The sequence below is a fragment of the Streptomyces nanhaiensis genome (assembly GCF_046614825.1).
Classification (GTDB): Bacteria; Actinomycetota; Actinomycetes; order Streptomycetales; family Streptomycetaceae; genus Streptomyces; species Streptomyces radiopugnans.
Genome location: NZ_JBKJFM010000009.1, coordinates 20,752 through 44,211 on the forward strand (window position 1 = coordinate 20,752; position 23,460 = coordinate 44,211).

20 protein-coding genes are annotated in these 23,460 nt (G+C 73.4%); 13 read left to right on the forward strand and 7 right to left on the reverse strand.

What is annotated here, in order from left to right; translation table 11 throughout:
- Positions 1-190 precede the first annotated feature (190 nt).
- From ACLIYP_RS04840 to ACLIYP_RS04880, 9 genes are all read left to right on the forward strand, one after another.
- Positions 191-1,195 (forward strand): SMI1/KNR4 family protein, encoded by a 1,005-nt coding sequence (locus tag ACLIYP_RS04840; RefSeq protein WP_412711891.1) that lies wholly within the window; start codon positions 191-193, stop codon positions 1,193-1,195.
- Positions 1,196-1,201: 6 nt separating this feature from the next.
- Positions 1,202-3,190: an SUKH-4 family immunity protein gene (locus tag ACLIYP_RS04845; protein WP_412711892.1), complete on the forward strand. Its 1,989-nt coding sequence runs from the start codon at positions 1,202-1,204 to the stop codon at positions 3,188-3,190.
- A 208-nt stretch (positions 3,191-3,398) separates the two neighbouring features.
- Positions 3,399-4,466, forward strand: coding sequence for a coiled-coil domain-containing protein (locus tag ACLIYP_RS04850; protein ID WP_412711893.1), 1,068 nt, complete (start codon positions 3,399-3,401; stop codon positions 4,464-4,466).
- Between the two features lie 197 nt (positions 4,467-4,663).
- Complete coding sequence (gene glmU, locus ACLIYP_RS04855; protein ID WP_412711894.1) at positions 4,664-6,130, forward strand: bifunctional UDP-N-acetylglucosamine diphosphorylase/glucosamine-1-phosphate N-acetyltransferase GlmU; 1,467 nt, start codon at positions 4,664-4,666, stop codon at positions 6,128-6,130.
- A 90-nt stretch (positions 6,131-6,220) separates the two neighbouring features.
- Positions 6,221-7,198: a ribose-phosphate diphosphokinase gene (locus ACLIYP_RS04860; protein WP_093660882.1), complete on the forward strand. Its 978-nt coding sequence runs from the start codon at positions 6,221-6,223 to the stop codon at positions 7,196-7,198.
- 226 nt (positions 7,199-7,424) lie between these two features.
- Positions 7,425-8,015, forward strand: coding sequence for a 50S ribosomal protein L25/general stress protein Ctc (locus ACLIYP_RS04865; protein WP_412711895.1), 591 nt, complete (start codon positions 7,425-7,427; stop codon positions 8,013-8,015).
- A 104-nt stretch (positions 8,016-8,119) separates the two neighbouring features.
- Positions 8,120-8,710, forward strand: a complete 591-nt coding sequence (pth, locus tag ACLIYP_RS04870) for an aminoacyl-tRNA hydrolase (RefSeq protein ID WP_412711896.1) — start codon at positions 8,120-8,122, stop codon at positions 8,708-8,710.
- Positions 8,711-8,816: 106 nt separating this feature from the next.
- Complete coding sequence (locus ACLIYP_RS04875) at positions 8,817-9,368, forward strand: hypothetical protein (RefSeq protein ID WP_412711897.1); 552 nt, start codon at positions 8,817-8,819, stop codon at positions 9,366-9,368.
- A 207-nt stretch (positions 9,369-9,575) separates the two neighbouring features.
- Complete coding sequence (locus tag ACLIYP_RS04880; RefSeq protein WP_412711898.1) at positions 9,576-10,364, forward strand: LPXTG cell wall anchor domain-containing protein; 789 nt, start codon at positions 9,576-9,578, stop codon at positions 10,362-10,364.
- 139 nt (positions 10,365-10,503) lie between these two features.
- On the opposite strand, the gene ppc is transcribed toward ACLIYP_RS04880, so the two are convergent.
- Positions 10,504-13,233, reverse strand: coding sequence for a phosphoenolpyruvate carboxylase (ppc, locus tag ACLIYP_RS04885; RefSeq protein WP_412711928.1), 2,730 nt, complete (start codon positions 13,231-13,233; stop codon positions 10,504-10,506).
- 339 nt (positions 13,234-13,572) lie between these two features.
- Here ppc and ACLIYP_RS04890 point away from each other — a divergent pair, with 339 nt between their 5' ends.
- Both ACLIYP_RS04890 and ACLIYP_RS04895 read left to right on the forward strand, forming a co-directional pair.
- Positions 13,573-14,583 (forward strand): acyl-CoA desaturase, encoded by a 1,011-nt coding sequence (locus ACLIYP_RS04890; protein WP_412711899.1) that lies wholly within the window; start codon positions 13,573-13,575, stop codon positions 14,581-14,583.
- A 7-nt stretch (positions 14,584-14,590) separates the two neighbouring features.
- Entirely contained in the window at positions 14,591-15,259 is a 669-nt protein-coding gene (locus tag ACLIYP_RS04895; RefSeq protein WP_412711900.1) for a TetR family transcriptional regulator, read from the forward strand.
- Between the two features lie 54 nt (positions 15,260-15,313).
- On the opposite strand, the gene ACLIYP_RS04900 is transcribed toward ACLIYP_RS04895, so the two are convergent.
- On the reverse strand, positions 15,314-15,676 hold the full coding sequence (locus ACLIYP_RS04900) for a VOC family protein (protein WP_412711901.1): 363 nt from the start codon (positions 15,674-15,676) through the stop codon (positions 15,314-15,316).
- 75 nt (positions 15,677-15,751) lie between these two features.
- Positions 15,752-16,585 carry a trans-aconitate 2-methyltransferase gene (locus ACLIYP_RS04905; RefSeq protein ID WP_412711902.1) on the reverse strand — a complete coding sequence of 278 codons (834 nt, stop codon included), beginning with the start codon at positions 16,583-16,585 and terminating at the stop codon, positions 15,752-15,754.
- A gap of 71 nt (positions 16,586-16,656) precedes the next feature.
- Between ACLIYP_RS04905 and ACLIYP_RS04910 the strand changes: the two genes are divergently transcribed.
- Positions 16,657-17,151, forward strand: coding sequence for a MarR family winged helix-turn-helix transcriptional regulator (locus ACLIYP_RS04910; protein ID WP_101258685.1), 495 nt, complete (start codon positions 16,657-16,659; stop codon positions 17,149-17,151).
- A gap of 38 nt (positions 17,152-17,189) precedes the next feature.
- Here ACLIYP_RS04910 and ACLIYP_RS04915 read toward each other — a convergent pair whose 3' ends face one another.
- From ACLIYP_RS04915 to galT, 4 genes are all read right to left on the reverse strand, one after another.
- A complete protein-coding gene (locus ACLIYP_RS04915) occupies positions 17,190-17,942 on the reverse strand; it encodes a response regulator transcription factor (protein ID WP_412711903.1) in 753 nt (250 codons plus the stop codon).
- A gap of 357 nt (positions 17,943-18,299) precedes the next feature.
- Entirely contained in the window at positions 18,300-19,472 is a 1,173-nt protein-coding gene (gene galK / locus ACLIYP_RS04920; protein ID WP_412711929.1) for a galactokinase, read from the reverse strand.
- Positions 19,473-19,519: 47 nt separating this feature from the next.
- On the reverse strand, positions 19,520-20,527 hold the full coding sequence (gene galE, locus ACLIYP_RS04925; RefSeq protein WP_412711904.1) for a UDP-glucose 4-epimerase GalE: 1,008 nt from the start codon (positions 20,525-20,527) through the stop codon (positions 19,520-19,522).
- Positions 20,524-21,648, reverse strand: a complete 1,125-nt coding sequence (gene galT, locus ACLIYP_RS04930; protein WP_412711905.1) for a galactose-1-phosphate uridylyltransferase — start codon at positions 21,646-21,648, stop codon at positions 20,524-20,526. Before galT ends, galE begins: the two co-directional genes overlap by 4 nt.
- A gap of 119 nt (positions 21,649-21,767) precedes the next feature.
- Here galT and ACLIYP_RS04935 point away from each other — a divergent pair, with 119 nt between their 5' ends.
- Positions 21,768-23,441, forward strand: a complete 1,674-nt coding sequence (locus ACLIYP_RS04935) for a sodium:solute symporter family protein (protein WP_412711930.1) — start codon at positions 21,768-21,770, stop codon at positions 23,439-23,441.
- The last annotated feature ends 19 nt before the right edge of the window (positions 23,442-23,460 follow it).

Below are 23,460 nucleotides of genomic sequence, written 5' to 3' on the forward strand. Positions count from 1 at the left end.
CGTGTCCCGGCCCGGTGGGCCGTGGTGCGAGTGTGCCGTGCCGGGGTGGCGGGCTGGTCTCCGGGGTGGCCGGGCGGGGGTGTGGCGGGGTGGCCGGGCGGGGCGGGACCGGTGGCGGGGGTAGCGCATAGGCTGTGCTCGTCAGCGCCCATCGGCGCCCGTGAGCCAGTTGCCAGCAGGGGGCACCGCCATGACGACAGGTAGGCCTGGGTTGGGGGTCTCTCCCGGTTCTCGTCCCGGGGAGGGGTCCGCGCCGCCGAACGCGGCCTATGCCGGGCAGGTCGTGCGTTTTCCGGATCCGGTGCGGGCCGCCCGGTATCCGGACGGTGTGCGGGTGGACGAGCGGGGTTATCCGGATTTCTCGCCGTTCGCGCGTGCGGCGGTGGAGATCGCGGAGCCGCCGGAGGGTTTCGGCGCGGACGAGTTGCGGTTGACGGACTACGTGTCGGCGAACGCGGCGCTGCACGCGGAGGGGCACGAGTTGTGGGCGGAGTTGCCGCCGGTGGCGACTCCGCACGGCTGGACGTGGCATCACGTGGCGGGCGGCCGCCGGCTGGAGTTGGTGCCGGTGGAGGTGAAGGCGCTGCTGCGGCACCACGGTGGTCTGGCGACGGCTGTGGTGGACCACGGGAAGCGGGGGACGCGGCCGTTGCAGGAGACGCGTCCGGTGCACTTCGAGGTGCCGCACGGTGTGGCGGTGTCCGAGGAGCAGGTGCTGGACGTGGAGGAGGCCCTGGGATACCGGCTGCCGGAGGCGTACCGGTCGTTCCTGAAGGCGGCTGGTGGTTGCGCGCCGGCGGGGGTGGCGCTGGACGCGGAGTCGGGGCTGCTGGTGGACCAGCCGTTCTTCACGGTGCGCGAGGAGGCGGCGGTCAACGACCTGGTGTACGTGAACAAGTGTCTGCGCGACCATCTGACGAAGGACTACCTGGCCGTGGCCTTCGTGCAGGGCGGGATCGTCGCGGTGAAGGTGCGCGGTGAGGCGCCGGGTTCGGTGTGGTTCTGCGCGTACGACGACGCGCGGGACCGGGACGGGCTGACGGTGCAGGAGCGGGTGGCGGGGCTTCTGCTGCCGTGCGGTGCGGATTTCGACGACTTCCTGCTGCGGCTGGCGGGTAATCCGCCGGAGTTGGAGACCGTGGCCGGCCTGATGGTGGACGGCGGGTTCGCGCGTGCCGTTCCGGTGGAGGGGTGAGGCTCGATGGTGACGTTCGCGCAGGCGCAGGAGCGCGCGGAGCGCTGGGTCAACGGCGGTGTTCCGGTGTACCAGCACCGTGAGGTGCGGGTGCGGGAGTTCGATCTGGGTTTCGTGGCGTGGGCGGAGGGCCCCCCGGGTTCGGGGAGCCCGGGTGGTGCCCCCGGTGCGGACGGCCCGTCGTCGGGTGGTGGCCGGCAGCGGCTGGTGATCGCGCGGGACAGCGGTGAGTCGACGCTGTGGCCGGCTTTGCCGGTGGGCGAGGTGATCCGGCGGTACGAGGAGGAGTACGGGGCGTCGGCCGCGCCGGCGCCGGCGGCTCCGCCGCGGCGGGTGGATCTGGAGGCGACGTCGTTCCTGCTGACGCCGCCGGAGTGGTTGCAGGAGGCGGCGGACCAGTTGGGGATTCCGGGCCGCCGTGAGGCCTCCGGTTCGGGGGGTTCGGACGGTCCGGGCCGGTCGTCGGGCGGTCCGGTGCCGTCGGCGCCGGAGCCCGCCCCGGCGTCCGCGTCCGCTCCCACGCCCGCTCCAACGCCTCCTGCGGCGGCGGCTTCCGGTTCCGGCTCCGCTTCCGGTTCGCCGTGGGATGCGGCGGACACCAGCGGCAGCGGGGGCGATGCGGCCTCGGTGCGGCCGCCGGTGACGGTGTTCGCGCCGCCGATCAGCGGGAGTGACGACGAGGACGGCGGGCCGGGTCAGGCGCCCGGGGCGAGCGCGGAGGCGAAGACGGCGCTGCTGCCGGAGAGCGGCGCGCTGCCGAGGACGACGGTGGCCCCGGCGGTCGGCGGCCCGCAGGATCCGCAGGGTGCCGGGCGGGACCCTGGCCGGCCGTCGCAGGGGCAGGCTCGGGACCTGCCGCCGCGGACTCCGCCGGGCGGGGTGCACCACGCGGCGACGATGCTGGCGGGCCCCGGCGGCCCGGGGACCCCGCCGCCGCCCGGTGCGCCGGGGGTGCCGGGGGTTCCTCCCGGTGCGCCGTCGTACGGCTATCCGCAGCAGCCCTCCGGTGTGCCGATGGTCGGGCCCGGTTACATGGCGGTGCTGCGCTACCGCGCGCCCGACGGTTCCGAGCAGCAGCTGATCCGCCGTTCGGCGCCGGGCACTCCGCATCCGGAGTGGCAGATCCTGCACGAGCTGCGGGCGATGAACGTTCCGCCGCAGCAGGTGCTGGAGCTGCACACGGAGCTGGAGTGCTGCGACGTTCCCGGTGGTTACTGCGCGCGGATGGTGCGGGAGTCCTGGCCGCAGGTGCGGATCAGCCACACCGCGCCGTACGGGCGCGATGCGGCCTCCCGCCAGCAGGGTGTGCGTCATCTGATAGAGCACCAGGGCGAGTTGCACCAGGTGGCCGACGGTCCGGCACGTCCGGCGCCGGTCCGGGTGCCGCTGCCGCCGCCGCATCTGCTCCGGCCGGCGCCGCCGGCCGGGCCGGAGGGCGTGGCGCAGGAGCTGGCGCAGGCGTTCGGCCCGCAGGCGGTGTTCCGTTTCGACCAGCGTGCGGTCTCCCGGCAGGGGGTGCCGGACGTGGTGGCGCAGACGCTGATGTGGGCGGGTCTGCCGGTGGAGTTCGGCCCGTTCTTCTGGGCGCAGGCGCAGCCGGGGCGTCCGGTGCCGACGCTGGCGGAGCTGGCGCAGGAGCGCGGGGTGGTGCCCGCGGCGGACGCGGCCTCGTATCTGGTGATGGGCAACGACTACGGGCGCCAGTTGTGTGTGCAGTACGGCACGGCGCACATCGTGGCGGTGCCGCTGGAGGCTCCGCCGGGGGGCGGGCCGGCGGCGGTGCAGTTCGTCAACAGCGGCCTGCCGGAGTTCGTGCGGTGCCTGGCGCTGCTGGGCCGGATGTGGCGGCTGCGGTACGGGCTGACGCCGGAGCAGGCGGGCCGCTGGACGGTGGACTTCCAGGGGATGCTGGCGTGTCTGGACCCGGCGGCGCCGGCCGGTCCGGAGAACTGGTGGTCGGTGCTGCTCGAGCAGATGTGGGACGGCCTGCTGTAGCCGTCGCGCCCGGCCGTTCCCGGTGTGTCCGTGCCCGGTCTCCGCTCGGCGGGGGCCGGGCACGGCCGTTCCTCCGGTCGAGGGGGCGCGCCGGGAGGATCACGCTTCCGCGGGTGTTCGCGGGGTTTGTGTCGGTTGCGGCGCGTGGGGTCCCATGGCGCATGCTGGGTGGGATATCCGCCGGATTGTGTCGAGGTTGGGGTTCACGATGTCTGCGTCGTCTGCGTCCAGGTCACCTCACGGCTTCGCCGTCGTACGGGGCCGCGGTTACCGGCCCGAGCAGGTCGACCGCTTCACCAGCGGGTTGTACGGGGATCTGGAGGAGGCGCGGGAGCGCCTGGCCCGGCTGGGGCTGCTGGCCGGGGAGCTGGAGGTGGAGGCGGACCGGCTGCGCGGGGTGGTCGCCGCGCTGCCCCCGCAGACGTTCGAGGCGCTGGGTGAGCGGGCCGTGCTGATCCTGTCCGAGGCGGAGGCCGAGGCCGGGGAGTTGCGGGCGCGGGTGCGGGAGGAGTCGCGCCGGGTACTGGAGCGGGCCCAGGAGGAGGGCCGGGCGCGGCGGGAGGCGGCGCGCGGTGGTGCGGCCCGGGTGCGGGCGGAGGCGGACGCGGAGGCGGAGGCGCTGCTCGGGCGGGCGCGGGAGCGCGCCGGGGAGCTGTTGGCGAAGGCGCGCGCGGAGGCCGACGAGCTGCGGGGCGCGGGCGAGCGCGAGCTGCGGGAGATGGCCGAGCGGTGCGAGGCACTGCTGCTGGGTCAGGAGAGGAAGCAGGCCGAGGAGACCGAGGCGCGGGAGGCGGAGCTGGCCGGGCGCGAGTCGGCGGTGGCGGAGCGGGTCGCCGAACTGTCCGCGCGGGGCGAGGCGGTTCTGGAGCGGGCGCGGCGGGAGGCCGCCGGGGCGGAGGAGGACGCGCGGCGGCTCCAGGCGGAGGCCGAGGAGCGGGCGGCGGAGCTGCTGGCCCGGGCGCGGCTGCGGCGGGAGCGCGTGGAGCGGGAGACGGAGCGGATCGTGCGTGCGCACGAGCAGCGGCGGGAGGCGGTGCGGCAGCACATGGCGCATGTGCGCGCGAGTCTGGCGGCGATCACCGGGCGCGGTCCGGGCGGTGTGGACGCCCCGGGCACCCCGGAAGACCCGGACGGCACGGACGGCACTGACGGCACGGACGGCGCCGGGGGCACGGGCGGGCGCGGCGGCACGGAGGACCCCGGCGGTACGGGCGGCGGCACGGGCGGCGCGACGGGCGGCGCGACGGTGCCGGGCCAGGGGGCACCGCCGGAATGACCGGCTCCCCCCGGTATCCTGCGGAGGACACCACACCTTCCCGCGCGGTTCCGCCGCGGTCCCTCCCGTGAACCGGCGGTGGCCGCCGGGTGTGCGGGAGTGGTCCCCCGGGCGGGTTCCGTGTCGGTCCGGCAGCCCGTCCCGCCATCCGTCCACAAGACGTCCGAAGTTCCGTCCCGAAGCCGAAGGGCACACCCGTGAGCGCCAACCGCCCGGCAGCCGTCGTCGTCCTCGCAGCGGGTGAGGGCACCCGCATGAAGTCCGCCAGGCCCAAGGTCCTGCACGACATCTGCGGGCGGTCGCTCGTGGGTCATGTGGTGGCGGCCGCCCGCGAGCTGGATCCCGAGGAGCTGGTGGTGGTCGTCGGCCACGGCCGCGAGCAGGTCACCGAGCATCTGGCGGCGCTGGACGCGAAGGCGCGCACGGCGGTGCAGGCCGAGCAGCGGGGCACCGGGCACGCGGTGCGCACGGCGCTCCAGGCGCTGGCGGCCGACGGGGTGCGGCCCGCGGGGACGGTGGTGGTCGTCTGCGGCGACACCCCGCTGCTGACCGGCGAGACGCTGTCGGACCTGGCCGCGGCGCACGCCGGGCAGGGCAACGCGGTGACGGTGCTGTCGGCCGAGGTGCCGGACGCGACCGGTTACGGGCGGATCGTGCGCTCCGAGGACGGCGCGGTGACGGCGATCGTGGAGCACAAGGACGCCACCGAGGAGCAGCGGGCGGTCCGGGAGATCAACTCGGGGGTCTTCGCGTTCGACGGGCGGCTGCTCGCGGAGGCCCTGGGCCGGATCGGCACGGACAACAGCCAGGGCGAGGAGTACCTGACCGACGTGCTGGGGATCCTGCGCGCCCAGGGGCACCGGGTGGGCGCCTGTGTGGCGGGCGACCACCGGGAGATCGTCGGGATCAACAACCGGGTGCAGCTCGCCGAGGCGCGCAGGCTGCTGAACGAACGGCTGCTGGAGCGGGCGATGCTGGCCGGGGTGACGGTGGTGGACCCTGCGACGACGTGGCTGGACGTGACGGTGACGTACGAGCCGGACGCGCTGGTGCATCCGGGTACGCAGCTGCTGGGGTCCACGCGCCTGGGCGCGGGCTGCGAGGTCGGGCCGAACTGCCGGCTGGCGGACACCGTCGTCGGCGAGGGCGCGGTGGTGTCCAACGCGGTGACGGACTCGGCGGAGATCGGCCCGGGCGCTTCGGTGGGCCCGTACGCGTATCTGCGGCCCGGGACGCGGCTGGGGCCGAGGTCGAAGGCCGGCACGTACGTGGAGATGAAGAACGCCGAGGTGGGCGAGGGCACGAAGGTGCCGCATCTGTCGTACGTGGGCGACGCCACGATCGGCGAGCACTCGAACATCGGCGCCGCGAGCGTGTTCGTGAACTACGACGGGGTGAACAAGCACCACACCACGATCGGCTCGCACTGCCGGACGGGGTCGGACAACATGTTTGTGGCTCCCGTCACGGTCGGGGACGGGGCGTACACCGCCGCCGGGTCCGTGATCACCAAGGATGTGCCGCCCGGTTCGCTGGCCGTCGCGCGCGGCCAGCAGCGCAACATCGCGGGCTGGGTGGCCCGTAAGCGCCCCGGGAGCGCGGCCGCGCGGGCGGCCCAGGCCGCCGCGGAGGAGGGCGGCGACGGCCCCGTGACCGGGGGATGACCCGGCGGAGGCGCCCCGACCAGGGCGTACCGTGAGAAGCGCACACCGTGGTGCGCCCCGACGAATCGATGCTCGCAAGGAGATTGTGTTGTGACCGGGATCAAGACGACCGGCCAGAAGAAAATGATGTTCTTCTCCGGCCGCGCCCACCCCAGTCTGGCGGAGGAGGTCGCGGGGCATCTCGGTGTCAGCGTGGTCCCGACGAAGGCGTTCGACTTCGCCAACGGCGAGATCTACGTGCGCTTCCAGGAGTCCGCCCGTGGCGCCGACTGCTTCCTGATGCAGAGCCACACCGCTCCGATCAACAAGTGGATCATGGAGCAGCTGATCATGGTGGACGCGCTCAAGCGGGCCTCGGCCCGGAGCATCACCGTGATCGTGCCGTTCTACGGCTACGCGCGGCAGGACAAGAAGCACCGCGGCCGTGAGCCGATCTCGGCGCGGCTGATCGCCGACCTGCTCAAGACGGCCGGCGCGGACCGGATCCTCACCGTCGATCTGCACACCGACCAGATCCAGGGCTTCTTCGACGGTCCCGTGGACCACCTGTTCGCGCTGCCGGTGCTGACGGACTACGTGGGCGGCAAGGTGGACCGCTCCAAGCTGACGGTGGTCTCGCCGGACGCGGGCCGGGTGCGGGTCGCCGACCGCTGGTGCGACCGGCTGGGCGCGCCGCTGGCGATCGTGCACAAGCGCCGCGACCCGGACGTGGCGAACCAGGTGACCGTCCACGAGGTCGTCGGCGACGTGCGGGGCCGGGTGTGCGTGCTGGTGGACGACATGGTCGACACCGGCGGCACGATCTGCGCCGCGGCCGACGCGCTGTTCGCCAACGGCGCCGAGGACGTGATCGTGGCGGCGACGCACGGTGTGCTGTCCGGCCCGGCGGCGGACCGGCTGAAGAACTCCAAGGTGAGCGAGTTCATCTTCACCAACACCCTGCCGACGCCGAGCGAGGTGGACGTCGACAAGATCAAGGTGCTGTCGATGGCGCCGACGATCGCCCGCGCGGTGCGCGAGGTGTTCGAGGACGGCTCGGTGACGAGCCTCTTCGACGAGCAGGCGTAACGGTTCGGCGGGGGCGCCGTACCCGGGCACGGGCCCGGGTACGGCGCCCCCGCCGTGTCCGCTGCCGCTTTCGCGGGGCGGTAGACTCGTGGAGTTGCTCGGCGAGGGAGCCGTGCCCGCGGTGGCACGGTGATCCGTTATCGACGCGCTCTTCGCAGCAGGTCAGTCGTGGCCGAGTAGCTCTGGCAACCGCCACAGAACCGACTTGAGAGACGAGGAGTGCGTCATGGCTGACGTCAAGATCTCCGCCGAGGTCCGCAAGGAGTTCGGCAAGGGCGCGTCCCGCAGGCTCCGCCGCGAGGACAAGGTTCCCGGTGTCATCTACGGGCACGGCACCGAGCCGGTCCACGTGGCCCTTCCCGGCTACGACCTGATGATGGCCCTGAAGACCTCGAACGTGCTGATCACGCTGGACGTCGAGGGCCGCCAGGAGCTGGTGATCCCCAAGGCCGTGCAGCGCGAGGCCATCCGCGGCTTCCTGGTCCACATCGACCTGCTGGTGGTCAAGCGCGGCGAGCAGGTCACCGTGGAGATCCCGGTCCACACCGAGGGCGAGCTGGCCCCGGGTGCGAACCTGCTGGAGCACGTGCTGAACACGCTGCCGGTCGAGGCCGAGGCCACCCACATCCCGGAGGCCGTGACCGTCTCCATCGAGGGTCTGACCGCCGGCGACTCCGTCCTGGCCAAGGACATCCCGCTGCCCAAGGGCTCCTCGCTGGCCGTCGAGGAGGACACCGTCGTCCTCAACGTGCTGGCCGCGCAGGCCGAGGCGCCCGCGGAGGGCGAGGCCACCGAGGGCGAGACCGCCGCGGAGTGATCCGCGGGCTCACCCCCCTTTCTCCGGCCGCCGGCCCGCGCCGTGGGCGCGGGCCGGCGGCCGTGGTTCTTCCCCCTGTAGGTCCGCTGTAGGAGAGGACGACGATGAGCGACGCCGACGCCCCCTGGCTGGTGGTGGGCCTGGGCAACCCCGGCCCGGAGTACGCGGCGAACCGGCACAACGTGGGCTTCATGGTCGCCGACCTGCTGGCCGGGCGGATCGGGGGGAAGTTCAGGACGCACCGCTCCCGGGCCCAGGTGCTGGAGGGCCGGCTGGGCGCTCCGGGCGCCGGGAGCCGCCGGGTGGTGCTGGCCAAGCCGATGTCGTACATGAACCTCTCGGGCGGCCCCGTCACCGCGCTGCGCGACTTCTACAAGGTGCCCGCGGAGCATCTGGTCGTCGTCCACGACGAGTTGGACATCGACTACGGGGTGCTGCGGCTGAAGAAGGGCGGCGGCGACAACGGCCACAACGGGCTGAAGTCGATCACCAAGTCGCTCGGTCCCGGCTACCACCGGGTGCGCTTCGGCATCGGCCGCCCGCCGGGCCGGATGCCGGTGGCCGACTTCGTGCTGAAGGACTTCTCCTCCACCGAGCGCAAGGAGCTCGACTACTTCGTGGACCGCGCCGCGGACGCCGTGGAGTGCCTGGTGGTGGACGGCCTGGAGCGGGCGCAGGGCACGTACAACTCCTGAGCCGCGCCCGGGCCGCACCGAGCCGCACCGAGCAGCGGGGCCCGGGGCGCACTCCGGGGGCGCACGGAGGTTGACCGTCCGCTTCCCGGTGCCCCAGGATCCCGCCATGTCTCCTGGGTTCCTGGGCACCTCCGCCGGACGCAGCCGGGTGCGCCGGGCCGGCGAGAGCGCGTACGGCCTGCTGCTGCTGGCGAGGGCGGCGCTGATGGGCGCGGTCGCGGCGGTGCTGCTGATGGCCGGTGTGTGGGTCTCACTCGACGGGACGCGGCAGGCGGTGGCCGACCGCGGGGCGGTGCGCGGCACGATGACCGTCGCCGAGTGCGACGGGTGGACGTGCACGGGGCCGTTCGCGCCGGAGGGCGGCGAGGGCGCGCGGGCGGAGGTCGCCGTCGAGGCGCCGGTGTCGTACGAGGCCGGTGAGCGGCTCCCGGTGGCGCTGTGGCCCGGCCGGGAGGGATCGGACGGGCCGGACGGGACCGCCAGGGCCGAGGCGGTGCGCACCGGTACCGCCGGCGTGCTGTACGCGTGGCTGCCGCTGGCGGGCGCGCTGGTGCTGGCCTCGCCGGTGATCGCGGGCGGCCTGGGCATGCGGCGCACCGCGTGGGGGACGGGGCTGTCGGGGCTCGCGCTGATGGGGGCGGCGTTCGCGCTGCTGTGAGCGGCGCCTTCCGGCGTCTGCCCGTTTCAATCTTTTCGATCTTGAGATTGATCTGATTGTTACACGAGGCCTTCGGGACAAGCGCGATACATGGGGCCAGAGGTGGCGCATCGCGCTTGACCGGTTCCGTACGGCGGGAAAGGCTACGCCCACCCCCCTCACTCCCCACACGTCCAAGATGTCCCCCGCCACCGAAGGTGGTAGTTCATGCGCATTCTCTCTCCGGCGTCTGTGGTGACGGCGGCCGCAGCGGCCTGTCTGCTCCTGGCCCCCACCTCGCACGCCATCTCGCCCGCAACCAAGGGCGACAACGGTACGGTCAAGATCCACGACGCCGTGACCGATGCCGAGTACGACAAGCGGAACAACCCGAAGGTGTGCGAGTTCTACCTCGACGCCTTCCAGTTCGACGCGGTCCAGGAAGTCTCCTGGAAGATCTACGAGCACCCGCACTCCCCCGAGGAGCCCTCTCTGGAGGGCGACATCACCCTCGACGGTGAGGGCCACGGCCGTACCGAGGACATGACCCTGCCCGACGGGCAGTACAAGCTGTACTGGACCTTCGAAGGCAAGAAGGGCGCCCCCAAGCACAAGGTCTTCAAGGTGGACTGCGAGTCCGGCGAGACCTCGGGCGGCTCCACCGGTGAGACCACCGAGGGCACCACCGGCGGCTCGGAGGAGACCACCGGCGGCAGCACCGAGGGCACCTCCGAGGGCACTTCCGGTGAGTCCACCGAGGGCGCCGCGGGCGGCGAGGAGACCACCGGCGGCACCGAGGGCTCCACCGGCGAAGGCTCCACCGGTGAGGGCTCGACCGGTGAGGCCACCGAGGGCGTCGCCGGCGGCGAGGAGCCGGGCGCTTCGACGGGCGACGGCGGCAACCTGGCCGAGACCGGTTCCGAGGCCCCCGTCGCGGCGCTCGCGGCGGCCGCCGCGGCGCTGCTGGGCGCGGGCTCGTACCTGGTGATGCGCCGCCGCAAGGCCACCCAGGGCTGATCCCCGAGCGCACCGCGCACGGTCGCGGACAGGGCGATGGGCCCCTCTCCCGGGTGGGAGAGGGGCCCATCGCCGTTCGGGTGTCCGCTCACGCGCGTGCCCCGGCCCCGGCGGGCACCCGCCGGGGCCGGGGCACGCGTCAGCCGGTGTTGCGCAGGCCCGCGGCGACGCCGTTGACCGTCAGCAGCAGGGCGCGGCCCAGCAGCGGATCGGGCTCCTCGCCGCGCTCGGCGGCCTCGCGCTGCCGCGCCAGGAGCGTGACCTGGAGGTAGGAGATCGGGTCCAGGTAGGCGTCGCGGATGGCGAAGGTCTGCTTGAGCACCGGCTGCGCGTCCAGCAGTTCCCGCTCGCCGGTGATCCGCAGCACCTCGCGCACCGTCAGTTCGTGCTCGGCCTCGATGGTGGCGAAGATGTGCCGCAGCTCGGCCGGCACCAGCGTCTCCACGTAGTGCCGGGCGGTCCGCAGGTCGGTCTTGGCCAGCGTCATCTCGACGTTGGACAGGAAGTTGCGGAAGAAGTGCCAGCGCTCGTACGCCTCGTCCAGCACGCTGTCGAGCCCGGCCTCGCGCGCGGCCTTCAGCCCGGTGCCGACGCCGAACCAGCCGGGCACGATCTGCCGCGACTGCGTCCAGCCGAACACCCACGGGATCGCCCGCAGTCCGTCCAGGCCGGCCCCTGAGTCGGGGCGGCGCGAGGGGCGGGAGCCGAGGTAGAGGTCGGCGAGCTGGTCCACGGGGGTGGAGGCGAAGAAGTACGCGGGCAGGTCCGGGTCCTCCACCAGCGCGCGGTAGGCGCTGTGCGCGGCCTCGGAGACGGTGTCCATCGCCGCGTCCCAGCGGGCCAGCGCCTCGTCGGACTGGCGGGGCGCGGTGTGCAGGGCGGACGCCTGGAGGGTGGCGGCCACCGTCTGCTCCAGGTTCTCGCGGGCCAGGGAGGGGATGAGGTACTTGTCGGAGATGACCTCGCCCTGCTCGGTGACCTTGATCTCGCCCTCCAGGGTGCCCCAGGGCTGGGCGAGGATCGCGTCGTGGGTGGGGCCGCCGCCGCGGCCGACGGTGCCGCCGCGGCCGTGGAACAGGCGCAGCCGCACCCCGTGGCGGTGGGCGACGTCGCGCAGCCGCCGCTGGGCCCGGTGGATCTCCCACTGGGAGGTGGTGATGCCGCCGAACTTCGAGGAGTCGGAGTAGCCGAGCATGACCTCCTGGACGTCGCCGCGCAGGGCGACCAGACGCCGGTAGGAGGGGTCGGAGAGCATCGAGTCCAGCAGCTCGTCGGCGATGCGCAGCTCGTCGGTGGTCTCCAGCAGCGGCACCACGCCGATGCGGGCCCAGCCGGCGTGCAGGTCGATCAGGCCCGCCTCGCGCGCGAGGACGGCGACGGCGAAGACGTCGTCGGCGCCCTGGCACATGGAGATGATGTAGGACTCGATGACCTCGGGGCCGAAGGTGTCCAGCGCCCTGCGGACGGTCTCGAAGACGCCGAAGGTCTTGGCCCCGGCGGCGTCCAGCGGCGCGGGCTGCGGGGCCAGCGGGCGGCGGGAGCGCAGTTCCTTGGCGAGCAGCCGCCGGCGGTAGTCGCGCGGCATGTCGGCGTAGCGCCAGGACTCCTCGCCGAGCCGGTCGAAGAGCTGCCCGAGGGCGTGGTGGTGCGCGTCGGCGTGCTCGCGCACGTCCATGGTGGCCAGCTGGAGGCCGAAGGCGCCCAGGGTGCGCATCACGCGCTCCAGGTGGCCGTCGGCGATCAGCGAGCCGCGGTGCTCGCGCAGGGAGTTCTGGACCAGCTCCAGGTCGGCCAGGAGTTCGCCGGTGCCCAGGTAGTCGCGGCCGGGCACGTGCGGGTCGCCCTCGGCCAGGCGCTCGCGGGTGTTGAGCAGCTTCTGCCGGATGCAGGTGACCTTGAGCCGGTAGGGCTCCTCGGCGTTGAGCCGCTTGTAGCGGGGGCTGATCTCCGGCAGGAGTTCGAGGTCGCGCTCCAGGGATTCCCGCAGTTCCTCGGTGACGCCGCTGATCCGGATGGAGTTGGACAGGGCGGCGCGCAGCTCGTCGATGTGCTCCAGGGCGTCGGTGATGCCGTGCTCGTGCTGGAGCAGCAGCACCTCCCAGGTGACGGCGGGGGTGACGTTGGGGTTGCCGTCGCGGTCGCCGCCGATCCAGGTGCCGAAGGTCAGCGGGCGGGAGGCGGGCGGGAGCGGGGCTCCGGCGCGCTCCAGCTCGGCGGCGAGGTCCTCCAGGACGTCGCCGACGGCGTCGCGGTGCAGTTCGTCGAGGTAGTAGACGGCGTTGCGCGCCTCGTCGGCCGGCTCGGGGCGGGCCACGCGCAGCTCGTCGGTCTGCCAGATCAGGTCGATGTTCTCGGCGAGCCGCAGGTCGGTGCGGCGGCGCTCGTTGGGGTCGGTGTTCTCCAGCAGCTCGGCGACCTTGCGGAGCTTGGTGAGCACCGACCGGCGGGCGGCCTCGGTGGGGTGGGCGGTGAAGACCGGGCGCACGCCGAGGTTCGCCGCGGTCTCCCGCAGGTGGGCGGGGTCGGCGTCCTTGAGCATGTCCGCGGTGCGGGCGAGGTTTCCGCCCTCGGCGGCCCGCCGGGCGCGCAGTTCGCGGCCGCGGTGGACCTGCTCGGTGATGTTGGCGAGGTGGAAGTAGGTCGAGAAGGCCCTCACGAGCTTGGTGGCCGTCGCGAGGTCGGTACGGCTGAGCAGGGCGGCGGCGGCCTCGCCGTCGGTCCTGGTCAGGGCGCGTACGCGCTCGACGAGCTCCAGCAGCTCGGCGCCCTCCTGGCGGACGAGCGTCTCGCCGAGGAGATCGCCCAGCCTGCGGATGTCGGCCCGCAGGGCCGCGCTGGTCTCGGCACGGGCCTCGGCGGAGGCCTCCAGCGGGGCTTCGGGGGCGCTGGGTTCGTTTCGGGCGTCCGGGGTACTCGGACGGCCCGCCGTGGGGACCTCCCCGGCCGGGGAAGGGTTCTTGCCAACCGGGTTCGGGGAGGTGTCGGCACTGCTCACAGGTGCGGCTCCTTGCGGCGATGCTTCTGGCAGGTCACGGACCGCGTTGTCCGACGACCCCCAGGATAGGCCGCCCCGGGAGCGCGTGGATCATCCAGTCCACCATGCGGCCCTCTTGCCCCCACACCCACGGCTGCCATACTTACGATTGCGTAGGTTACGGAACCGTAAGTAACGCGACCCCCGTCCCTCAGCTTCAAACGAGAGCAATCTATGACGATCAGTCCGGACGTGCTTCGCACGAACTCCGAGAACCCCGAAGACACGGCGAAGTCCGCCGCGGCGTCCGGGGAACCGCTCCCCTCGGCCACGCTCGGCGGCGAGCAGCGCCGTTCCGTAGAGCAGATCACCCTGCTGCTGTTCATCACCGTTCCCTTCGTCGCCCTGGTGGCCGCGGTCCCGCTCGCCTGGGGCTGGGGGGTGAGCTGGCTGGACCTCGGGCTGCTGGTCGGCATGTACTTCCTGGGCTGCCACGGCATCACCATCGGCTTCCACCGCTACTTCACCCACGGCGCCTTCAAGGCGAAGAAGCCCCTGCGCGTCGCGCTGGCCGTCGCCGGGTCGATGGCCGTGGAGGGTCCGCTGGTGCGGTGGGTCGCCGACCACCGCAAGCACCACAAGTACTCCGACGCCGAGGGCGACCCGCACTCCCCCTGGCGCTACGGCGAGACGGTCCCCGCCCTGCTCAAGGGCCTGTGGTGGGCCCATGTGGGCTGGATGTTCGACGAGGAGCAGACGCCGCAGCACAAGTACGCCCCGGATCTGATCAAGGACCCGGTGATCCGCCGCATCTCCCGCCAGTTCGTGCTGTGGACGGCCGTGTCGCTGGCCGTTCCGCCGGTGGTCGGCGGGCTGGCCACGATGAGCTGGCAGGGCGCGCTGACCGCCTTCTTCTGGGGCTCGCTGGTGCGGGTGGCGCTGCTGCACCACGTCACCTGGTCGATCAACTCCATCTGCCACGCGGTGGGCAAGCGCCCGTTCAAGTCGCGTGACCGCTCGGGCAACGTGTGGTGGCTGGCGGTGCTCTCCTGCGGGGAGTCCTGGCACAACCTGCACCACGCGGATCCGACCTGCGCCCGGCACGGTGTGCTGAAGGGGCAGATCGACTCCAGCGCCCGGCTGATCCGCTGGTTCGAGAAGGCCGGCTGGGCGTACGACGTGCGCTGGCCGTCGCGGAAGCGGATCGACGCCCGCCGCCGGGAGGAGGCCGCCGAAGCGGCATGATGGAGAAGTGGCGACCGACGACAGCAGTACCAAGGGCAGGCACTCAGGCTCCACCCGGCGGACCCGCCGCCGGATGACGGGGAAGGAGCGCCGCGAGCAACTGCTGGACATCGGTCGCGCGCTCTTTGCCGAACGCGGCTTCGAAGGCACGTCGGTGGAGGAGATCGCGGCGAAGGCCGGGGTCTCCAAGCCGGTGGTCTACGAACACTTCGGCGGCAAGGAGGGGCTGTACGCGGTCGTGGTCGACCGGGAGATGCGGCGGCTGCTGGACATGGTGACGGGGGCACTGACCGGCGGTCATCCGCGTGAGCTGCTGGAACAGGCGGCGTTCGCGCTGCTGGACTACATCGAGCAGTACACCGACGGGTTCCGCATCCTGGTGCGGGACTCGCCGGTGGCCCAGTCGACGGGCAACTTCGCCTCGCTGATCAGCGACATCGCCACCCAGGTGGAGGACATCCTGGGCCTGGAGTTCAAGGCGCGCGGCTTCGACCCGAAGCTGGCGCCGCTGTACGCGCAGGCACTGGTGGGCATGGTGGCCCTGACGGGCCAGTGGTGGCTGAACGCCCGCAAGCCCGACAAGCCCGAGGTGGCCGCCCATCTGGTGAACCTCGCCTGGCACGGGCTGGACGGCCTGGAGCCCAAGCCGCGCCTGATAGGCCACCGCCGCAGCTGAGCCCGGCGCCCGGGCTCCCCTCCTCCCCTCCTCTCCTCCTCTTCCGTGCTTTCCTCACCCGTGCGGCTGGAGGAACTCCAGCCGGTTGCCGACGGGGTCGGCGCTGTGGAAGCGGCGCACGCCGGGGACGGAGTCGTCCCAGGCGACCGGGTGGCCGGCGTCCGCCAGACGGGCGGCCAGGGTGTCGACGTCCGCCACCCGCAGGCCGGGGTGGGCCTTGAGCGCGGGCCGGAAGCCGTCCTCGATCCCGAGGTGGAGCCGGACGGAGCCGGCTTCGAACCAGCAGCCGCCGCGGGCCGCGAGGGCGGGCGGCCTGGGGGTCTCCGCCATACCGAGCAGTCCGGCGTAGAAGGCGCGCAGGACCTCCTCGGATCCGCGCGGAGCGGCGAGCTGTACGTGGTCGAGCGCCTCGATCACGGTGTCTCCTCCAGAAGTTCCGCCCAGTGGGTTCCGGGCGTGTTCGCGGGGGTGTTCGCGGGGGTGTTCGCGCCCTCAGGCGCGCCTGAGGGCGACGGCGAAGATCCGGCGGAACGGGAAGAGGGTGCCGTGCGGGCCCGGCGGGTAGGCCTCGCGCAGCAGGTCGCGGTACTCGGCGAGGAACGCCTCGCGTGCGGCCGGGTCGGGTTCGAGCGCGGTGAGGACGGGGCGCAGGGCGGTGCCCTTCACCCACTCCAGCACCGGGTCCTCGCCGGTGAGGACGTGCACGTACGTCGTCTCCCATACGTCCGTTTCACAGCCGAGCGCCGCCAGCGCCTCGGCGTACTCGACGGGCTCGGCCACGGGGGCGCGGCGAGCCCCGGCTCCGAGGCGGTCGCGCCAGCGAGGTGATGCGCACAGGTCCGCGAGCAGGGTGTGCCCGGGAGCGGTGAAGTTGCCGGGGACCTGGAAGGCCAGGACGCCTGTGGGGCGCAGTGCCGCGATCCAGTCGGGGAACCGGGTGATGTGTCCGGGGCACCAGTGCAGCGCCGCGTTGGAGACGATCAGGTCGTGCGGTTCGCCGGGGCGCCAGGCGGCCAGGTCGGCACGGGCGAAGTCCACGGCGCCGCCCTCGGAGGTGGGCCCGGCGTGCGCGCGGGCCTCGGCGAGCATCGCCTCGGACAGGTCGTAGCCGGTGATCTCCGCCGTGGGCCAGTGCCCGGCCAGCAGCGCGGTCGCGTCGCCGGGGCCGCAGCCCAGGTCGGCGATGCGGGGCCGGGGCGAGGGCAGAGGGGGGACACGGGCCAGCAGGTCGTGGAGCGGGCGCAGACGGTGGCCGGTGTGGCGGCGGTACTGTGCGGGGTCCCACAGCGGGACGCCGGTACGCCGGAGCGGGTCGGCTGGTTCCATGGCAGCAGGGTCCGCCGGAGTTATCTCGATGTCAAGAGACTTCACATCGACAGAACTACTACACTGTCCGTATGGAGGACGAGGTCGACCGACTGGTGGCAGCGTGGCGCCGCGAGCGCCCCGATCTCGATGTGGAGCCCCTGGAGGTGCTCAGCCGGGTCAGCAGGCTCGCCCGCCACCTCGACCGGGCCCGCCGCATCGCCTTCGCCGAGCACGGGCTGGAGCCCTGGGAGTTCGACGTGCTGACCGCGCTGCGCCGCGCCGGCGCCCCGTACCAGCTCTCCCCCGGACAGTTGCTGACCCAGACCCTGGTCACCTCCGGCACCATGACCAACCGCATCGACCGGCTGGCGAAGAAGGGGCTGGTGGAGCGGCTGCCCGACCCCAGCGACCGGCGCGGCGTCCTGGTCCGGCTGACGGAGGCAGGGCGCGACCGGGCCGACCGGGCCCTGGCCGGGCTGCTGGAGCAGGAGCGGGCCATCCTCGCCGAGCTCCCCTCCAGCCGGCGGGCGGAGCTGGCCGGGCTGCTGCGGCAGCTCACCGCCCCCTTCGACAACGTCCCCTGACAGGAGCCGTGACACGGGCCCGGCGCGGGTACGGGGGACTACGTCGTCACGTGCTCCAGGTCCACCGGTCCGACGCCCGCCTTGCGGGCCAGCGCGACCGCGGCCAGGGTGGAGTGCACCCCCAGCTTGCCCAGCACGTTCTGCATGTGGGTGCGGACGGTGTGCGGGGAGAGGTACAGCCGCTCGGCGACCGCCTTGCGCCCCAGCCCGGCCACCATGCAGCGCAGCACCTCGTGCTCGCGCGGGGTCAGCGACTCCACCAGCCGCTCGCTCTCGGTGCGGTGTCTGCGCGTCGCGGTCAGCTCGCGCAGCACCCCGGTCAGCAGGGCGGGCGGCAGGTGCGTCTCGCCGCGCAGCACCCCCCGGACCACCTGGAGCAGCCGGGAGAGCGAGCAGTCCTTGGCGACCCAGCCCGACGCCCCCGCCTGGAGCGCGGCGGCCGCGCGGCGCGGGTCGTCGCACTCGGCGAGCACCACGGTGCGGACCTCGGGGTGGTCTCTGTGCACCCGCGAGACCAGGGCGATGCCGCCGGCCGCGGCCGGCGCGTCGGCGGCGGCCTGGTCCGGCACCGGCGTCTCGCCGGCCTCCGGAGGGGCGCCCCCCAGATCGGCGTCGATCAGCAGGACGTCGAAGCGGCGGCCGTCGGCCGCCGCCCGTTCCAGTGCGCGCAGCGCCGCGGGGCCGCTGCCGGCCGCGGCCACCTCCACGTCCTGCTCCACCGCGAGTGCCGCGGCGAGCGACTCGGCGAATATGCGGTGGTCGTCCACCACGAGAACCCGGATACGTTGCACGCACACCCCCTGCCGCCGAAAGGCCCACCCGCGCTCGGGCACGGCGCCCGGTGCGGGTACCGGACGGGCCGCACGGCCGCCGCCGTGCCCTGCTCGTACCCGGCCCCCGTGCGCCGCATCCGGCGTGTGCCGCCCCCTGATGCGCACCGGCCCCCGGCGGCCGGTGCCGTCCATCAGCGTACGGCCGGGGTGGGGCCGACGAGGCGGATTGGGGGAAACCGACCGCCGGCGCGGGCCGCGGCGACCGGACGTGCCCGGTCGGCGGTGCCCGGCACGGCGCGGGCCGACCGCTTCCGACACATTGCGATCACCTCGCCGACCACCGCGCCGACCACCGGCCGGGCACGGACCGGCGCCTCACCCGTCCAGCCGGCGTGCCCCCTCCGAGGGCACCGCCTCGAAAAGCCGCGGGGCCGGGTGGCCCGCGGCTTCGAAGGCGTCGGCGACCTCCGCGCCGACCTCCTCCGCCCCGTCCGCCTCCACCAGGACGACCGCGGAGCCGCCGAAGCCGCCGCCGGTCATCCGGGCGCCCAGCGCGCCCGCCGCGTTCGCCGTCTCCACCACCAGGTCCAGCTCGGGGCAGGAGACGGCGAAGTCGTCGCGCAGCGAGGCGTGCCCGGCGGTCAGGACCGGGCCGATCGAGCGGGGGTCGCCCGCGTCGAGGAGGCCCACGACCTCCTCCACCCGCCGGTTCTCGGTGACCACATGGCGCACCAGCGGCCGCAGCGCCGGATCGGCCAGCCCGGTCAGCGCCGCGTCCAGCTCCCCGTACGGAACGTCGCGCAGGGCCGCGACCCCCAGGGCCGCCGCGGCCTCCTCGCAGCCCGCCCGGCGGCGGGCGTACTCGCCGTCGCCCAGGGCGTGCTTGACGCGGGTGTCCACCACCAGCAGCCGCAGGCCCGCGGCGGCCAGGTCGAACGGGACCTGGCGGGCGGCCAGGTCCCGGGTGTCGAGGTGGAGGGCGTGCCCGGCCGTGCAGCAGGCCGACGCCATCTGGTCCATGATCCCGCAGGGGACGCCGACGAACTCGTTCTCGGCCCGCTGGCAGAGCCGGGCGATCCGCTCGGGGGCCAGCCCCAGGCCGTACAGGTCGTTCAGGGCCACCGCCGTGGCGACCTCCAGGGCGGCCGAGGAGGACAGGCCCGCGCCGGTGGGCACATCGCTGCGGACGTAGAGGTCGGCGCCCCCCTCCCGGCCGGACAGCAGGCCGGCCTCGCGCAGCGCCCACACCACGCCGGCCGGGTACGCGGCCCAGCCGTCGGCGGCGCCGGGCGCGAGCTTCTCGGCCGGCAGGCGCACCGTGCCGCCCGACACGTCGGACGAGTGGAGGGCCAGCACGCCGTCGTCGCGGCGGGCCGCCGCCACCCGGGTGGTGTGCGGCAGGGCGAGCGGCATGACGAAGCCGTCGTTGTAGTCGGTGTGCTCGCCGATGAGGTTGACGCGGCCCGGCGCGGCCCAGATCCCGGTGGGCTCACCGCCGTGGACCGCGCGGAAGCCGTCGGCCGCCTCCGCCGTCTGCGCCGCGTTCAGCGCCTCCGCCTCCGCCTCGGCCCCGGCCTCGGGGTCCAGGGGCCCGTTCACGTTCCGCTCCCCTCGCCGCCGCCGGCGGAGTCCAGCGCCCTGCCCCGGGCGAAGGCCCAGGCGTCGGCGACGATGTCCTTCAGATCTGTGCGCGAGGGCCGCCAGCCCAGCCGCTGCCTGGCCCGCTCCGCGGAGGCGACCAGGAACGCCGGGTCGCCTCCGCGGCGCGGAGCCGTCTTCTCGGGCACGGGGTGGCCGGTGACCTCGCGGACCGTGCGGATCACCTCGCGGACGGAGAAGCCGCTGCCGTTGCCCAGGTTGCACACCAGGTGCTCCCCGGGCTCCGCGGCGTCCAGCGCCAGCAGATGGGCCTCGGCGAGGTCGGCGACGTGGATGTAGTCGCGTACGCAGGTGCCGTCGGGGGTGGGGTAGTCGTCGCCGTAGACCGAGATCGCCTCCCGCTGCCCGAGCGCGACCTGGAGCACCAGCGGGATGAGGTGCGACTCGGGGTCGTGGCGCTCGCCGAGGGCGCCGTGCGCGCTGCGGTAGGCGCCGGCGACGTTGAAGTAGCGCAGCGAGACGGCGGCCAGGCCGTGGGCCGCGCACTCGCCGGCGATCATGTGGTCGACGGCGAGCTTGGAGGCGCCGTAGGGGTTGGTGGGGGCGGTGGGGGCGTCCTCGCGGATGGGGACCTCCTCGGGCTCGCCGTAGGTGGCGGCGGTGGAGGAGAAGACCAGGGTGCGCACACCGGCCCCGCGCATCGCGTCCAGCAGCGCCATCGTGCCGCCGACGTTGTTGCGCCAGTACTTCTCGGGGTGGACGACGGACTCGCCGACCTGGGAGCTGGCCGCGAAGTGCAGCACGGCGTCACAGGAAGGGTCCAGCCAGTCGGCGGCGTCCTGGATGCGCCCCTGGACGAAGTCCGCTCCCGCCGGCACGCCCGCGCGGAAGCCGGTGGACAGGTCGTCGACCACCGTCACCCGGTGTCCCGCCTCCAGCAGGTGCGCCGCGACGACGCTCCCGACGTAGCCGGCCCCGCCGGTCACCAGATACGTGCCGCTCACCGGCTCGCCACCTCCCGCAGTCGCTGCGCCGCGCTCTCGGGCGGCACGTCGTTGATGAAGACCCCCATGCCGGACTCCGAGCCCGCCAGGTACTTCAGCTTCCCGGACGTGCGGCGGACCGTGAAGAGTTCCAGGTGGAGGGCGAAGTCCGCCCGTCCGGCCCAGTCCTTCCCCCCGTCCGGGCCCAGCGGCGCCTGGTGCCAGCCGGAGATGTACGGCGTGGGCGGCTCTCCGGGGCCGAAGATCCGGTCGAAGCGCCGCAGCAGCTCCAGGTAGACGCCGGGGAACTCGGCGCGGGCGTCCGCCTGGAGCTCCGTCATGTCCGGCACCCGCCGCCTGGGGTACAGGTGCACCTCGTACGGCCAGCGCGCGGCGTGCGGCACGAAGGCGGTCCAGTGGCCGGTCTCCAGAACCACGCGCCGCCCGTCGGCGCGCTCGGCGGCCACGACGTCGTCGAAGAGGTTGCCGCCGGTGCGCTCGCGGTGGGTGGCGGCCGAGCGCAGCATCCGCCCGGTGCGCGGGGTGACGAAGGGATAGGCGTAGATCTGGCCGTGGGGGTGGCCGAGGGTGACGCCGATCTCCCGGCCCCGGTTCTCGAAGCAGAACACCTGGCGCACGCCCGGCAGCGCCGACAGTTCGGCGGTGCGGTCGGTCCAGGCGTCCAGGACCAGGGCGGCCCGCTCCTCGGTGAGGTCGGCGAAGGACGCCTCGTGGTCGGAGGTGAAGCACACCACCTCGCAGCGCCCGGCGCCCGGGGCCCGCAGGAAGAGGCCGGTGCCGTCCTCCGCGGCCGCCGGGCCCGGGGGGCCGGCCAGGGAGGGGAAGCGGTTCTCGAAGACGGCCACCTCGTAGTCCTCGGCTGGGATCTCCGTCATGCGCCCGTCGCGGGACGGGCAGAGCGGGCACTCGTCGGCCGGCGGGTGGTACGTGCGGGCCTGGCGGTGCGCCGTGACCGCGACCCACTCGCCGAGCAGGGGATCGTGGCGGATCTCCGACGCCGTGGCGACGGCGTCCAGGGGGCGCCGGTCCACCGCGTCGCGCTCCGCGGCGCCGTGACCGCCGCGAACGTCGTAGTACACGAGTTCGCGGCCGTCGGCGAGGCGGGTCGAGGTCTTTTTCACCTGGGGTCTCCCTATACTACGACCCAAACATAATCGAACATAAAAAACCATGAGTGAACATTGACGTCAAGGGGCCGCCCCCCACGAAGGCCCCGTCACGCCATGGAGGCGACCTGCTCATGCCGTCGTACCAGTTGGCCCAGGACCTTCGGCTCCCCACGAACGCCCTGGACTACACGATCCTGGCCGTCTACTTCCTCGTCATCCTGGGAGTCGGGTTCGCTGCCCGGCGCAGCATCAAGACCAGCCTGGACTTCTTCCTCTCCGGCCGCTCACTGCCCGCCTGGGTGACCGGCCTCGCCTTCATCGCGGCGAACCTCGGCGCCCTGGAGATCCTGGGCATGGCGGCCAACGGCGCGCAGTACGGCGTCTACACCGTGCACTGGTACTGGGTGGGCGCCATCCCGGCCATGGTCTTCCTCGGCCTGGTGATGATGCCCTTCTACTACGGGTCCCGGGTGCGCTCGGTCCCCGAGTTCCTGCTGCACCGCTTCGGTCCCTCGTCCCACCTGCTCAGCGGCATCCTGTTCTCGGCGGCCTCGGTGCTGATCGCGGGCGTCAACCTCTACGCGCTGGCCATCGTGCTGGAGGCGCTGCTGGGCTGGCCGCAGTGGGTGTCCATCGTGGTCTCGGGCCTGTTCGTACTGCTCTACATCACCCTGGGCGGTCTGTCCTCGGCCATCTACAACGAGGTCGTGCAGTTCTTCGTGATCCTGGCCGGCCTGATCCCGCTGACCGTCCTCGCGCTGACCCGGGTGGGCGGCTGGAGCGGGCTGCGCGACTCGCTCACCGCCTCGCAGGGCGAGAACTTCGTCTCCGCCTGGGGCGGGACCGGCATCGGCTCGGACAACCCGCTGGGCGCCAACTGGCTCACCATCGTGCTCGGCCTCGGCTTCGCCCTCAGCTTCGGCTACTGGACGACCAACTTCGCCGAGGTCCAGCGCGCCCTGTCCGCCAAGAACCTCTCCGCCGCCCAGCGCACCCCGCTGATCGCCGCCTTCCCCAAGATCTTCATCCCGGCGATCGTCGTCATCCCCGGTCTGGTCGCACTGGTGGTGGCACCGGACATCGGCCCGGGCAGCGGCCTGGAGTACAACGAGGCGGTCCCCCTGCTGATGCGGGACCTGCTGCCCAACGGCGTGCTGGGCGTCGCGGTGACCGGTCTGCTCGCCGCCTTCATGGCCGGCATGGCCGCCAACGTCTCGGCCTTCAACACCGTCTTCACCAACGACATCTGGCGGCCCTACCTGGTCAAGGGCCGCCCGGACTCGTACTACGTGCTCACCGCGCGCGTGGTCACCGCGGTCGGCGTGCTGCTGGGCATGGGGACGGCGTTCATCGCGGCGACGTTCAGCAACATCATGAACTACCTGCAGACGCTGTTCTCCTTCTTCAACGTGCCGCTGTTCACCGTCTTCATCATCGGCATGTTCTGGAAGCGGATGACGGCCGCGGCCGGTTTCTGGGGGCTGCTGGCGGGCACGGTCGCGGCGATGGTCAACTACTTCTGGTTCTACCGCGGCGGGCTGGTCGACATCCCCACCGACCAGGGCGCCAACTTCGTCTCCGCCATCGTCGCCTTCGTCGTGGGCACGCTCGTCGTCGTGGTCCTCACCCCCCTGACCAGGCCCAAGCCCGTCGAGCGGCTGGCCGGTCTGGTGTACGGCACCCGCTCCCCCGGTCTGGCCGAACCCCCGGCCGCGGGCGACGAGGCCTGGTACCGCAGGCCCGCGCTGCTGGGCTGGGGCGCGATCATCCTCGCCGCCCTCTGCTACATCCCCTTCTCCTTCTGAGCGCCCCGCGCACCGCACA

Coding starts and splice junctions, on each gene's coding strand:
- ACLIYP_RS04905 (WP_412711902.1), bottom strand. CDS start 16,585: ATGGAACCAGCCGACCCGCTCCGGCGTACCGGCGTCCCGCTGTGGGAC.
- ACLIYP_RS04865 (WP_412711895.1), top strand. CDS start 7,425: ATGGCTGACGTCAAGATCTCCGCCGAGGTCCGCAAGGAGTTCGGCAAG.
- ACLIYP_RS04845 (WP_412711892.1), top strand. CDS start 1,202: ATGGTGACGTTCGCGCAGGCGCAGGAGCGCGCGGAGCGCTGGGTCAAC.
- ACLIYP_RS04880 (WP_412711898.1), top strand. CDS start 9,576: ATGCGCATTCTCTCTCCGGCGTCTGTGGTGACGGCGGCCGCAGCGGCC.
- pth (WP_412711896.1), top strand. CDS start 8,120: ATGAGCGACGCCGACGCCCCCTGGCTGGTGGTGGGCCTGGGCAACCCC.
- ACLIYP_RS04875 (WP_412711897.1), top strand. CDS start 8,817: ATGTCTCCTGGGTTCCTGGGCACCTCCGCCGGACGCAGCCGGGTGCGC.
- ACLIYP_RS04890 (WP_412711899.1), top strand. CDS start 13,573: ATGACGATCAGTCCGGACGTGCTTCGCACGAACTCCGAGAACCCCGAA.
- ACLIYP_RS04840 (WP_412711891.1), top strand. CDS start 191: ATGACGACAGGTAGGCCTGGGTTGGGGGTCTCTCCCGGTTCTCGTCCC.
- ACLIYP_RS04910 (WP_101258685.1), top strand. CDS start 16,657: ATGGAGGACGAGGTCGACCGACTGGTGGCAGCGTGGCGCCGCGAGCGC.
- ACLIYP_RS04935 (WP_412711930.1), top strand. CDS start 21,768: ATGCCGTCGTACCAGTTGGCCCAGGACCTTCGGCTCCCCACGAACGCC.
- ACLIYP_RS04850 (WP_412711893.1), top strand. CDS start 3,399: ATGTCTGCGTCGTCTGCGTCCAGGTCACCTCACGGCTTCGCCGTCGTA.